The organism is Vagococcus sp. AM17-17, assembly GCF_003471765.1.
Taxonomy (GTDB): Bacteria; Bacillota; Bacilli; order Lactobacillales; family Vagococcaceae; genus Vagococcus; species Vagococcus teuberi.
This window is the reverse complement of record NZ_QRJY01000001.1, coordinates 329,224-341,805: the sequence shown is the minus strand read 5'-3', so window position 1 is coordinate 341,805 and position 12,582 is coordinate 329,224. Positions and strand designations below refer to the sequence as shown.

At 33.2% G+C, this 12,582-nt stretch carries 12 protein-coding genes; 9 read left to right on the top strand and 3 right to left on the bottom strand.

What is annotated here, in order from left to right:
• The 3 genes from hslU to DW196_RS01650 are packed head-to-tail and all read left to right on the top strand — an operon-like array spanning position 1 to position 3,097.
• Positions 1-1,398: an ATP-dependent protease ATPase subunit HslU gene (hslU, locus tag DW196_RS01660; RefSeq protein WP_118249709.1), complete on the top strand. Its 1,398-nt coding sequence runs from the start codon at positions 1-3 to the stop codon at positions 1,396-1,398.
• 21 nt (positions 1,399-1,419) lie between these two features.
• Positions 1,420-2,214, top strand: a complete 795-nt coding sequence (gene codY / locus DW196_RS01655) for a GTP-sensing pleiotropic transcriptional regulator CodY (protein WP_118249708.1) — start codon at positions 1,420-1,422, stop codon at positions 2,212-2,214.
• Between the two features lie 10 nt (positions 2,215-2,224).
• A complete protein-coding gene (locus tag DW196_RS01650; protein ID WP_118249707.1) occupies positions 2,225-3,097 on the top strand; it encodes an aldose 1-epimerase family protein in 873 nt (290 codons plus the stop codon).
• A gap of 28 nt (positions 3,098-3,125) precedes the next feature.
• On the opposite strand, the gene DW196_RS01645 is transcribed toward DW196_RS01650, so the two are convergent.
• Positions 3,126-3,959 (bottom strand): pyruvate, water dikinase regulatory protein, encoded by an 834-nt coding sequence (locus DW196_RS01645; RefSeq protein ID WP_071456765.1) that lies wholly within the window; start codon positions 3,957-3,959, stop codon positions 3,126-3,128.
• 126 nt (positions 3,960-4,085) lie between these two features.
• On the opposite strand from DW196_RS01645, the gene DW196_RS01640 reads away from it, so the two are divergent.
• The 3 genes from DW196_RS01640 (at position 4,086) to DW196_RS01630 (ending at position 5,243) form a co-directional block, all read left to right on the top strand.
• Positions 4,086-4,478 carry a Fur family transcriptional regulator gene (locus DW196_RS01640; RefSeq protein WP_118250190.1) on the top strand — a complete coding sequence of 131 codons (393 nt, stop codon included), beginning with the start codon at positions 4,086-4,088 and terminating at the stop codon, positions 4,476-4,478.
• Positions 4,479-4,593: 115 nt separating this feature from the next.
• Positions 4,594-4,770 carry a 30S ribosomal protein S21 gene (gene rpsU, locus DW196_RS01635; protein ID WP_071456767.1) on the top strand — a complete coding sequence of 59 codons (177 nt, stop codon included), beginning with the start codon at positions 4,594-4,596 and terminating at the stop codon, positions 4,768-4,770.
• Positions 4,771-4,793: 23 nt separating this feature from the next.
• On the top strand, positions 4,794-5,243 hold the full coding sequence (locus tag DW196_RS01630; protein ID WP_071457832.1) for a GatB/YqeY domain-containing protein: 450 nt from the start codon (positions 4,794-4,796) through the stop codon (positions 5,241-5,243).
• 404 nt (positions 5,244-5,647) lie between these two features.
• Here DW196_RS01630 and sstT read toward each other — a convergent pair whose 3' ends face one another.
• Positions 5,648-6,892 carry a serine/threonine transporter SstT gene (gene sstT / locus DW196_RS01625; RefSeq protein ID WP_118249706.1) on the bottom strand — a complete coding sequence of 415 codons (1,245 nt, stop codon included), beginning with the start codon at positions 6,890-6,892 and terminating at the stop codon, positions 5,648-5,650.
• 366 nt (positions 6,893-7,258) lie between these two features.
• Here sstT and DW196_RS01620 point away from each other — a divergent pair, with 366 nt between their 5' ends.
• The 3 genes from DW196_RS01620 (at position 7,259) to DW196_RS01610 (ending at position 12,101) form a co-directional block, all read left to right on the top strand.
• On the top strand, positions 7,259-9,589 hold the full coding sequence (locus DW196_RS01620) for a DNA translocase FtsK (RefSeq protein WP_118249705.1): 2,331 nt from the start codon (positions 7,259-7,261) through the stop codon (positions 9,587-9,589).
• Between the two features lie 219 nt (positions 9,590-9,808).
• Positions 9,809-10,792 carry a glycosyltransferase family 2 protein gene (locus DW196_RS01615; protein WP_118249704.1) on the top strand — a complete coding sequence of 328 codons (984 nt, stop codon included), beginning with the start codon at positions 9,809-9,811 and terminating at the stop codon, positions 10,790-10,792.
• Positions 10,782-12,101, top strand: a complete 1,320-nt coding sequence (locus DW196_RS01610) for a DUF6056 family protein (RefSeq protein ID WP_118249703.1) — start codon at positions 10,782-10,784, stop codon at positions 12,099-12,101. Before DW196_RS01615 ends, DW196_RS01610 begins: the two co-directional genes overlap by 11 nt.
• A gap of 45 nt (positions 12,102-12,146) precedes the next feature.
• Here DW196_RS01610 and DW196_RS01605 read toward each other — a convergent pair whose 3' ends face one another.
• A complete protein-coding gene (locus DW196_RS01605; RefSeq protein ID WP_118249702.1) occupies positions 12,147-12,473 on the bottom strand; it encodes an inorganic diphosphatase in 327 nt (108 codons plus the stop codon).
• Positions 12,474-12,582 lie beyond the last annotated feature (109 nt).

Below are 12,582 nucleotides of genomic sequence, written 5' to 3'. Positions count from 1 at the left end.
ATGAGTACAGTAACAAAAACACCAAGACAAATTGTAGAAGAATTAGACCAATATATTATTGGACAAAATAAAGCAAAAAAATCTGTAGCGGTGGCATTACGTAATCGTTATCGCCGTATGCAATTAGACGAAGTGATGCAACAAGATATCACGCCTAAAAACTTGCTAATGATTGGACCAACTGGTGTAGGTAAAACAGAAATCGCAAGACGACTTGCTAAAATTGTTAATGCACCATTTGTAAAAGTTGAGGCAACGAAATTTACAGAAGTCGGGTACGTTGGTCGTGATGTTGAGTCAATGGTTCGTGATTTAGTTGAAGCAAGTATTACCATTGTGAAAAAAGACCAATACAGCCAAGTATATTCACAAGCTAAAAAAGCTGCGGAAGATAGATTGGTTAAATTATTAGTACCTGGTATCAAAAAAGAAAAACGTCAATCAACGAACCAATTTGATATGATGATGCAAATGATGAATGGTTTCCAACAAAACAATGACGAAGAAAAAGAAGAAGTGACTGATTCTATCAGAGTAAGCCGTGAAACAGTTCAATCTCAACTTGAAAAAGGTCAACTTGAAGATAGAGAAATCACGATTGAAGTCGAAGAGAAAAAACAAACACCAACCATGAATAATGGATTAGAACAAATGGGAATTGATTTAGGAGACGCCCTAAATTCATTAACACCTAAGAAAAAAATTAAACGCTCAGTGACTGTGAAGGAAGCACGTGAAATCTTAATTAATGAAGAATCTGAAAAATTAGTCAATAGTGCTGACATTCATAGTGAAGCAATTAAACTTGCTCAAAATCATGGGATTATTTTTATTGATGAGTTTGATAAAATTACATCTAAATCTGAAAGTAATGGTCAAGTTTCTCGAGAAGGTGTCCAACGTGATATTTTACCAATCGTTGAAGGCTCAATTGTTAATACTAAATATGGTACGATTGAAACAGATCATATTCTATTTATCGCTTCAGGAGCATTCCATTTAAGTAAACCAAGTGATTTAATTCCTGAATTACAAGGACGTTTCCCAATTCGTGTTGAATTAGATGATTTAACAGCGGAAGATTTTGTTCGTATCTTAACTGAACCAAACAACGCGTTAATCAAACAATATATTGCGTTACTTAAAACAGAAAATATTGATGTAACATTCACCAAAGAAGCAATCGAACGTTTATCTAATATAGCGTATAATGTGAATAGTGAGACAGATAATATTGGAGCACGACGTTTACACACTATTTTAGAAAAACTGTTAGAAGATTTATTATTTGAATCTCCTGATATGTCGATGGGTGAAATTACAATTACTGAGCAATACGTAAATGAAAAACTTGGAGAAATATCTGAAGATGAGGATTTAAGTCGTTATATTTTATAAGAATCGTTTAGGAGTGGTGGTATGAATGATTTATTGCAAAAAACACGTATGATAAATGAATTGCTACAAAAAGAAAATACCATTCAAGAAGAAAAAGAACTACCTTATTTACAAATGGCACAAGTATTATCGGATATTATGGAGTGTAATACCTATATTTTGTCAAAAGATGGTGAATTATTAGGATATTCTGTGGTACATGATTTTAATAATGAACGCATAAATCAGATGATTTCAAATCATCAATTTCCACATTCTTATACGACATTGTTAAAAGATATTCAGCAAACGGTGGAAAATATTCCGATTGAAGAAGAGTTAACCACGTTTCCATTTGAATTAAAAGCGGAGTTGACCAATGCCTATACAACACTTGTTCCAATTTTTGGGGCAGGTGCTAGGCTTGGCACAATTCTTTTAGGGCGTATTAATAAAAAATTTAATACTGAAGATTTTATTCTTTGTGAGTATAGTGCAACAGTGGTTGGAATGCAGATGCTTTATCAAAAATCTGGTGATATCGAAAAACAAGTGCGTGAAACAAGTATGGTTCAAATGGCGCTTAAATCATTGTCATTCAGTGAATTAAAAGCCATTAAAGCTATTTTTGAAGAACTAGATGGTGATGAAGGCATTTTAACGACATCAAGTGTTGCTGATAGAATCGGTATTACACGTTCTGTGATTGTAAATGCACTAAGAAAACTTGAATCTGGTGGGGTTATTGAGACACGTTCTCTTGGAATGAAGGGTACGTTTATCAAAATAACAAATCAACAGTTAATTGACCTACTTGATAAAGAAACGGTCGTTTAGGAGGTTTTTCATGACGATATATTTAGAATCAGATACGGCTAAAGTCAGCATAAATGAATTTGGAGCCGAATTATCAAGTTTTATTTTAAAAGAAACAGGTGTTGAGTATATTTGGCAAGCTAATCCAAACTATTGGGGACGTCATGCACCAGTATTGTTTCCGATTGTTGGCAGATTGAAAAAGAATACATACACATATAAAAGTCAACCATATTGTATGAATCAACATGGATTTGCTCGAGATATGACGTTTGATGTCATTGAACAAGACGCTTCTTCTGTTGTCTTTGAATTAAAAAGTAATCAAGAAACATTAGAAAAATACCCATTTGAGTTTCGTTTGTTGATTGGCTATAAACTTGTAGATAATGAGCTAACAACAAGTTATGAAGTATCTACACTTTCTGATGAGATGTATTTTTCAATCGGGGCCCATCCAGCATTTAATGTTCCATTAATTGAAGGAACAACAATCGAAGATTATTATTTGCATTTTTATCCGTTGAAATCAAGAATTAAAATTCCGCTAGAAGGTGCTTATATTAATAGTGAGAGTAAAACGTTAGCACAGACAAACACATCGATTCAGCTAAATCACGGATTGTTTAAAGAAGATGCACAGATTTTAGAAACAAAAGGGAAAAACACTTTTTCAATTTTATCTGAGAAGCATCCTCATGGGGTAAGAGTTAGTTATGAGGATTTTCCATTTGTTGGCTTTTGGAGCCCGAATACAGTTGACGCACCATTTATTTGTATAGAACCTTGGTGTGGTATTGCAGATGATGTTTCAGCTTCAGGTGCCATTGAAGAAAAAATAGGGATAAATAAATTATCAAAAGGTGACATATTTAATCGAAGTTATACAATTGAAATTATATAAAAAACAAGACGAGAACCGTCTTGTTTTTTTAACCAAAATAACTGGTATCTTCAATATTTAATTCACTTAATATAATAGAAGCTGTTTCTTCGATAGAAAGTTGAGCCACATTGATAACGACGCATCCGAGTTTTTTATATAAATCATTAGCAAATTCTAACTCACGTTTAATTTTATCAATATCAGAATAGGCCGTGTCGGGATTTAATCCATATGATTTCATTCGTTCACGTCGAATACGATTTAAGACTTTTGGATTATTTGTTAGACCAACAATTTTTTTGGGGTCAACTTCCCAAAGTTGTGGTGGAATGTGAGCTTCTGGAATGAGTGGCAAATTAGCCACTTTCAAGTTTTTATTTGCTAAAAATAAACTTAGTGGTGTTTTTGACGTACGTGACACCCCTAAAAGAAGAATATCTGCTTCTAAAAAACCTTTAGGATTTTTACCATCGTCATATTTAACGGCAAATTCCATCGCACTAATTCGTTCGAAGTAATTTTTACTTAAAAAATGCATTGCACCAGGCAAACGACTTGGTTCTAATCCCGTTCTATTTGATAACTCATCAACTAGTCCAGATAATACATCAATGGTAAATAAATTATGCTCTTTTCCGTAGTTGTTGGCTATGTTAACTAAATCTTTTGAAACAAGTGTATGTAAGACAATAGCATTCACTGCTTTTGCTTCTTCGAGTGCTTGTATTAGTTCATCTTCATGATAGATGAAAGCTCTTTTGACAATTTGGATTTTTATTTGAGCATCTTCATATTGCGCCATTGATGCTTGTGCTAACTTTGACGCAGTTTCACCGGCAGAATCAGAAATAATAAATATACTAATGCGTTGATCTGTCATAAATGATTCACATCCTTAATGTTTTTACTTTACTTAAATTATAGCATATAATATAACTCAAACGATGATTATTATGAAGAGAGGGAAAAGATTTTGACAAAAGAATTAGATCACGCAATCGCAATAATGAAAGACAATGGACTGAAATATACAAAAAAACGTTCGGATATACTTTCTTTTCTTATTAATGAAAATCGTTATGTAGCAGCTCTTGATGTGTTTAATTTTATGAACGATAAATACAAAGGAGTCAGCTATGATACTATTTACAGAAATTTAAGAGACTTTGCAGATTTGAATATTTTAGAAGAAACAGATTTACAAGGTGAGAAGAGATACCGATTCCATTGTGATGTTCACGGCGAACACCATCATCATTTTATTTGCACCTCGTGTGGAGCGACGCGTGAAATTCATATGTGCCCGATGGATATGTTTAAAGAGCAATTACCAGGATGCTCAATTGAAGGGCATCGGTTTGAAATACTAGGTAAATGCGAGAATTGTTTAAAAAATTAACATTAGGTAGTTGACGAGAAAAACTCAATTAGATATAATATATTGTGAACAGTTTTTTGTTTAATATTACTTTATATAAAAAACGGTTACCAAAAGTTTGGAGGGAGGGATTTATATGTCAAAAACTGTTGTTCGTAAAAACGAATCATTAGATGACGCTCTTCGTCGCTTCAAACGTTCCGTTTCAAAAACTGGTACTTTACAAGAGTACCGCAAGCGTGAATATTACGAAAAACCAAGTGTTAAACGTAAGAAAAAGTCTGAAGCTGCAAGAAAACGTAAAAAATACTAGTTTTAATGAATGGATCTGATATTATGACTCTACTCGATAGGTTAAATAATGATATCAAAGTAGCGATGAAAGCAAAAGATAAAGAAACCTTATCCGTTTTAAGAATGATGAAATCTTCTATTCAAAATGAGGAGATTAAAAAAGGTGAGTCTTTATCATCAGATGAAGAATTAACTGTATTATCTAGAGAGATGAAACAACGTAAAGATTCTCTTCAGGAATTTAAAGATGCCAAGCGTGATGATTTGGTTGAAAAAGTTTCTGCCGAAATTAAAATTGTAGATAGATATATGCCTGAACAATTTTCAGAAGATGAATTGCGTTCAATTATTGAGTCTGCAATAGATGAAACGGACGCGTCATCAATGAAGGACTTTGGTAAGGTTATGGGGATTGTCATGCCAAAAACTAAGGGGAAAGCTGATGGACAAAAAGTTAATTCTTTAGTAAAAGAAAGTTTAGCTAGTCTGTAAACATGTCTTTATTGGTCATTTTAATTTTTCGTTACTTATTTTTGAAAAATTAAAATGTTAAAATTCGGAATCTAGAAAATTAGATGGATGAGTCAAGACTAAAAGATGATAAATTTGAACGTAAATTCAAATTTATCATCTTTTTTCGATTTTTTTGGCTCTTTGTCAACTACTGTTGGTAAGAATTGATGGTTTTAAAGTTTGTATCAAAGATTAGAAGAAATATTTCATTAAACAGATAGTATCCTAAAAAAGAGGCTAACTTAAAAGTAATTATTAAATGAAAATCACTAAACTAGCAATATAGAAATCCCATGAAGTCAGTTTTTAATAAACTAATGTCATGGAATTTTCTTATTGTACGATTTTTGGAATCAGTGTCTAAAAATGATAGAGTCTATTTGTTAAACTAATTTTTGAGCTTCTCTTACGCGTTCATTTAAATCAATGGTTTCGCCAGCTTTTTTCTTATCATAAAATTCAGCTGTGGCTGCAAATAAAAGATCGGCTGCAGAGTTAAGAGCTGTTTCAACAGAATCTTGCACCACACCAATGATGAACCCAATCCCAACAACTTGCATGGCAATATCATTTGAGATATTAAACAAACTACATGCTAGAGGGATAAGTAATAAACTTCCGCCTGCAATACCAGATACACCAGTTGATGAAATGGCTGCTAATAAACAAAGTAGAAAAGCAAGAGGAAACGGAACATCCATCCCCATTGTATAAGCAGTGGCTAGTGTCATAATTGAAATGGTAATGGCAGCACCCCCACTGTTAGCAGTTGCTCCAAGAGGAATAGAGATAGAGTATGACTCTTTATCTAATCCTAATTTCTCACACAATTCCATATTGATTGGAATATTTACCACTGAACTACGCGTGAAGAAGGCAGGGATACCACTTTCCTTCATACAGAACATCGTTAAAGGATACGGATTTTGTTTTAATAGTAAGAATACCATCAGTGGGTACACGATGAATGACACAAACAACATCGTTCCAACTAATAATAAAATTAACTTACCGTACTCAGCTAAACCTTTGATTCCGATTTCTGAAATAGAGTTAAATACCAACCCAACAATCCCAAGTGGAGCAAATTGAATAATGATTTGAATCACTTTAGAAATCGTTCCAGAAATATCCGCGATCACATTTTTAGTTGTTTCAGAAGCACTTCTCATACATGCCCCAATGACCGCTCCCCAGAATAGTAATGATAAATAATTTCCTTCAATAATTGCTTGAACAGGATTCATTACTGCCCCAATAATAATGTCAGACAAAATCTTCCATAAATCATCAGGCGCTTGTTGATCAACGACCACATCAGGTAATACTAGTTTAACTGGGAATAACTCAGAAGTAAATACAGCGATTAAAGCCGCAATAAAAGTGGCACTTAAATATAAAATAATGACGGTTTTCATATGCGTTTTGATGCCTTTTTGATGCTTAGATAATGATTCGATGATTAGAAAAAATACCAATAATGGCGCAATTGCTTTCAATGCTCCGATAAAGAGATCACCTAATATTTTAATCCAAGTCCAGGAAGGTACCAACATCCCTAAAATTGCTCCGACGACAATGCCGATACAGATTTTCTGGATTAATGATAATTCTCTAATCTTTTTCATAGCGTTCTCTCCTTTTTGTAATATTAATATAATATACTTTAAAAATTCACAAAAAGAAATACCCCTTTTTAAAATAATTTAAATTTTTTTAAAGGTGATTTTTTGATGTGTCATGTTATCAGTACCAATCTATCTTAATCAGCTTGATTTATTAAAGTTTATCAGAGTAAAGAGAGGACTTTGTTCAATTAGATTAGTGATTTAATTTTAAAAAAATTTTTTCGATTTTCAGAAAAAAGATTGTGATTTGATCAAAAAGAACCAAAAGGGAAGAGATGAACGTATGTTTGTTTGAAATTTTAAAAGGACAAGAAAAACTGAGATAAATATAGTATAATGTGAATGATGAATTAAAGGAGAGAGATTATGGCAAAAAAGAAAACAAAAAGAGCTCCTACTAAAAAGCAACAAGCACAACAAGAGCGAACAACCTATTTCTTAATCGGTCTGTCATTTATCGTATTTGGTATTTTAGGAGGATTAAGATTAGGATTTTTAGGGATGCTGATGACTAATGTGTTTCGTTTTTTTGTTGGGAACATGCACTTAGTAATGGCTCTTTATTTAATAGTATATGGTGCCCTATTGATGTTGATGGGCAAAGACCCAAAGTTTAAACGAAAAAGTCTAGTAGTGGGATTACTGGTATTTTTCTTAGGGTTACTATTATTCTTAGAGATTGGTTTGTTCAAACAAATCAGTCGTGACACAAATATTTTAGGGATGACGTGGCAAAAAATATCTTCAGACATAAAAGCAAGCAGTGTGACGCAATCAGTTGGTGGAGGGATGATTGGCGCCTTACTTTACACAGTGACTTACTTTTTAGTGTCAAAAGCAGGTTCATACGTCGTCGCTGTTTTAGCAATGATTGCTGGAGGATTGTTGGTATCAAATATTGGTATTTCTCAAGTTGCTGATAAGGTGGTTGAGTTTGGTACAAACTTTTTTCATTCGCTTAAAGAAAAAAAGGTAGAGCGAGATGAAAAAAAAAAACTGAATGAGAAAAATCGATCAAAAGTTTCTGAAAATCGTGTCCGAGAATCAACAGAGCATGAGAAAAAAGAACAAGAACTCGTTGTCAATGAAGACGACGAAGTGGAGAAAGAACAGTTAACACTTGAGATTGATAGTTATCAAGATCATTATAAAAAACGCGATCAACAAACTGTTGAAAGACCTAAGAAAGAACCAAAACAAAAAACTGATGACGTGGAAAAAGACCAACCCTTGTTTTTTGACTTGCCTGAAGGGGAAGAAAACGAAGATTATGAGTTACCGCCAGTTGAGTTATTAAATGATATTCCATTAACTGACCAGAGTGCTGAATACAAATTAGTTGAAAAAAACGTCAAAGTGTTAGAACAAACTTTCGATAGTTTTGGCGTAGATGCAAAAGTGGTTCGTGCAAGTCTTGGACCATCTGTGACGAAGTTCGAAATTCAGCCGGCTGTGGGGGTTAAAGTAAGTAAAATTGTGGGACTAACAGATGACTTAGCACTGGCACTTGCTGCTAAAGATATCCGAATGGAAGCACCAATTCCTGGAAAATCATTGATTGGGATTGAAGTGCCAAACCAAACAACTAGTATGGTATCATTTCGTGACGTGGTCGAATCTGAAAACAATCATGATGATTTATTACTTGAAGTGCCACTTGGTCGAAGTATTTCCGGTGAAGTGATGACGGCAGATTTAACGAAGATGCCCCATCTATTGATAGCTGGTTCAACAGGTAGTGGAAAATCGGTGTGTATTAACACGATTATTTCCAGTATTTTAATGAAAGCTAAACCACATCAAGTTAAAATGATGATGATTGATCCAAAGATGGTGGAATTAAATGTCTATAATGGTGTGCCCCATTTGTTGACACCTGTTGTGACAAATCCTAGAAAAGCCGCGCAAGCTTTGCAAAAAGTTGTGGAAGAGATGGAAAGACGTTACGAACTGTTTGCTAGTTTTGGTGTACGAAACATGAATGGCTACAATGATATGGTCAAAAAACATAACCAAGCAACCGGAGAAAATAAATCTAGTTTACCTTATATTGTGGTAATCGTTGACGAGTTAGCTGACTTGATGATGGTCGCAAGTAATGAAGTCGAAGATGCTATTATTCGTCTAGCGCAAATGGCAAGGGCAGCAGGAATTCATATGATACTTGCCACTCAGCGACCTAGTGTGGACGTTATTACAGGGATTATTAAAGCGAATGTTCCGTCACGTATTGCATTTGCTGTATCAAGTGGGATTGATTCACGTACGATTATTGATAGCAACGGTGCGGAAAAATTGCTTGGACGTGGAGACATGTTGTTTGTTCCAATGGGAGAAAATAAACCCATTCGTGTTCAAGGTGCGTTTATTTCAGATGATGAAGTCGAACACATTGTGGAGTTTGTGACAAATCAACAAGGAGCAGACTATCAAGAACACATGATGCCGTCTGAAAGTCCAACAAGTAGTGCATCAACTGAAGAATTGGACGAATACTTTGATGAAGCAAAAGCGCTAATCATTGAAATGCAAACAGCTAGTATCTCGCTACTTCAAAGACGATTTAGAATTGGGTATAACCGAGCAGCACGATTAATTGACGAACTAGAAGAACATGGTGTTGTCGGCGCTTCAGAAGGTAGTAAACCAAGAAAAGTCTTAATGACATATAGTGATGATGAGGTAATAGAAGAATAAAACAAAACTCCCTTATTCGGCTAAACGAGTAAGGGGATTCTATATTGACTATGAAAAAAGAAAATAATTTATGTTAAAATAGGTTGTTTTATTGTATCATGAACTTTGGGTGTCTTTTTAAAATAAATTTAGCTTGATAGTTATTTGGTTGAAATAGACTTTATAAATCGTTTGAGATATGATATCAAAGGTATAATACTAATAGAAGAGATTGTTCATGTGAAGAGAATTACGATATGCATTCCTATGTATAATGAGGCAGCAAATTTAAATGAGTTGTATACTCAATTAAATGCATTATCAAATCAATATACAAGGAATTATGAATTTGAGTTTTTATTCGTTAACGATGGGAGTGTTGATCAGTCCATTGAAATTATAAAGACTCTTTCTAATAGCGATAGTCGAGTTAAATGTGTTGACTTATCAAGAAACTTTGGAAAAGAAATAGCTATGTTAGCAGGGTTTGATCATGCAACTGGTGATGCAATTATCATTATGGACGCAGATTTGCAACATCCGCCAAGCACTATACCTAAAATGATCACTGAATGGGAAAAAGGTTATCAAGATGTGTACGGTAAGAGAGTGACAAGACATGGCGAATCTTTTTTCAAAAAAGAATTTTCAAAGCTTTATTATAAAATACTGACACATTTTTCTTCTGTTCCAGTGATTCCAGCAGTTGGGGATTTTAGGTTATTAGATAGGAAATGTATTGATAGCATCAAAATAATAAGAGAAACACAACGATATACTAAAGGTATTTATATGTGGATTGGATTTAAAAAGAAAGAAGTAACATTTGAAGCTAATGAACGATTTGCAGGCGAAACAAAATGGCAATTCAAATCGCTAGTTAAATTAGCTATCGATGGTATTATATCGGATTCAGTTGTACCATTAAAGCTTTCTTTATATTCAGGAATTATTATTGCATTGTTTTCGTTCTTATATTTGATATATATGTTAATTACTACGATATTATATGGTAGTACTACACCGGGATTCCCTACACTAACTATATTGCTTTTATTTTTAAGTGGGACTCAATTATTTTTTATTGGAATCATTGGAGAATACATTGGGAAAATATTTATTGAAGTAAAAAGACGTCCACCATACTTAGTTCAAGAATTTATTTCAAAAGAAGAAACACATAAACATATAGAAAGAAATGAGGAAACGAATATTGAAGATTAACTATAAAAAAATTAGTCCGATTATCAGCATATTGGTGATTGCAGCAGCAGCATTTTTAATGTATAAACTGAATGTTCTTACGACATTTAGGTCAGATGATTTTAATTACCATTATTCCTTTGCAGATGGAACAAGAATTAGTAGTTTTATGGAGGTTGTAAAATCTCAAGCAGCTCACTACAAAGTTATGAATGGACGCATACCAGCTCATTTTTTAATGCAGTTTTTCACAATATATGGAAAACCAGTTTTTAACGTCGTAAATACAATAGTTTACATATTTTTTATCTTATTAGTGTTATACATGATTAAGAAAAGTTGGAAAGTTAATCCGTTAACGTTTATGACAATGTTTGTAGTAATGTGGTTTTATTTACCGGCTTTTGGTTCAACTGTTTTATGGATGGATGGTTCATTTAATTATCTTTGGACGACTGTCATTTGTTTATTAGTTTTTTTACCGTATCGTAATCCTAAGTTGTTTGATTATAAAGTCAATCAATTTATTTTCCCCATTGTTGGATTAATCGCCGGATGGTGTAGTGAAACGACATCGGCAGGAATCGTATTCTTCCAATTTTGGTTTATTCTATACTGGATGTATAAAAAGCGTCCACATGTCATTCCATATATTATTACCATGTTGACTTCTTTTGCTGGATATTGTTTGATGACTTTCGCTCCAGGTCAAATGCAAAGATTAGACCGAGTAAGTGGAGGAGAAATTCCTATTTTAAAAAATATGTATCATTTCATCGTTACGATGGGAACTAGATACTATATTGAAATATTTGTCTTTATATTATTAATAAGTATTTCAATATTTTTAAACCGAAATAAAGAATTAAATTACTTGGCTGTTTTATTTTTTATGACAGCTGTTCTTGCTGCTTGTACATTAATTATGGCAGGGATTCAAAATATTAATGAAAGAACATACTTTGGTATCGAAACGTTGATAGTCATTGCTATGGGAATATTAATTAAAAATATTTTTGAAGATCAACTATCTACATTCCAAAAAATGAATTTAGCCTATGTCATTATTCTTGTACCACTGTTTTTAATTAATTATCGTGCAGCGTATGTTGATGTTAGACGAACTCATAATGAATATACAAAACGTGAAGCATACATTGAAGAATTAAAGTCAAAAGGTGAAAAAGAATTGAACTTAAAAGCGATTAATAGTACAAATGATCATAGTCCATATTATTTGACACCTGATTTAAGTCCAAATCCAAATCATTGGCAAAACGTGACGAAGTCGAAATACTATGACGTAGATAAAATTAACAAAATCAACTAACAAAAACTCCCTTATTCGGTTAAACGAGTAAGGGAGTTTTTGTATTTAATCCACCAAATAGATGGATGTATCAAAGTATTGTTCGATAAAACGGACTTTGTCACTTAGTTCTTCTGTTGTATATGTTTCACCAGGAGCGGAGATAATCCATTTGGTTTCATTGTTGTCATGTCGTTTAACGATTGCAATCAAGACACCTTCAAATGATTCAATCGGTCCATTGACTGTGTTTGAGATGACATAAGCATCTTGTTCTTCACCATCTCCGGCAATAATATTTTCGACATGGCCATAATTTATCGGATAAACAGTCCCTTGCTCATTCTTGTAGCCAATGGGTCTATCTATGGTTACGTTTATTAAGCGACTCATTATTACTCTCCTTTTTTCATAAATTGTAATCTATATTAACGAATTAAGCAATTCAAAAAGAAAAATAGAAAGAAATTATCTTAAGAATTTGCTATAATAGAAAAGGATT

Excerpts from the sequence above, each read along its gene's own strand:
- DW196_RS01645 (WP_071456765.1), bottom strand. The coding sequence starts at position 3,959 with ATGACAGATCAACGCATTAGTATATTTATTATTTCTGATTCTGCCGGT.
- sstT (WP_118249706.1), bottom strand. The coding sequence starts at position 6,892 with ATGAAAAAGATTAGAGAATTATCATTAATCCAGAAAATCTGTATCGGC.
- rpsU (WP_071456767.1), top strand. The coding sequence starts at position 4,594 with ATGTCAAAAACTGTTGTTCGTAAAAACGAATCATTAGATGACGCTCTT.
- codY (WP_118249708.1), top strand. The coding sequence starts at position 1,420 with ATGAATGATTTATTGCAAAAAACACGTATGATAAATGAATTGCTACAA.
- DW196_RS01620 (WP_118249705.1), top strand. The coding sequence starts at position 7,259 with ATGGCAAAAAAGAAAACAAAAAGAGCTCCTACTAAAAAGCAACAAGCA.
- DW196_RS01630 (WP_071457832.1), top strand. The coding sequence starts at position 4,794 with ATGACTCTACTCGATAGGTTAAATAATGATATCAAAGTAGCGATGAAA.
- DW196_RS01640 (WP_118250190.1), top strand. The coding sequence starts at position 4,086 with ATGAAAGACAATGGACTGAAATATACAAAAAAACGTTCGGATATACTT.
- hslU (WP_118249709.1), top strand. The coding sequence starts at position 1 with ATGAGTACAGTAACAAAAACACCAAGACAAATTGTAGAAGAATTAGAC.
- DW196_RS01650 (WP_118249707.1), top strand. The coding sequence starts at position 2,225 with ATGACGATATATTTAGAATCAGATACGGCTAAAGTCAGCATAAATGAA.
- DW196_RS01605 (WP_118249702.1), bottom strand. The coding sequence starts at position 12,473 with ATGAGTCGCTTAATAAACGTAACCATAGATAGACCCATTGGCTACAAG.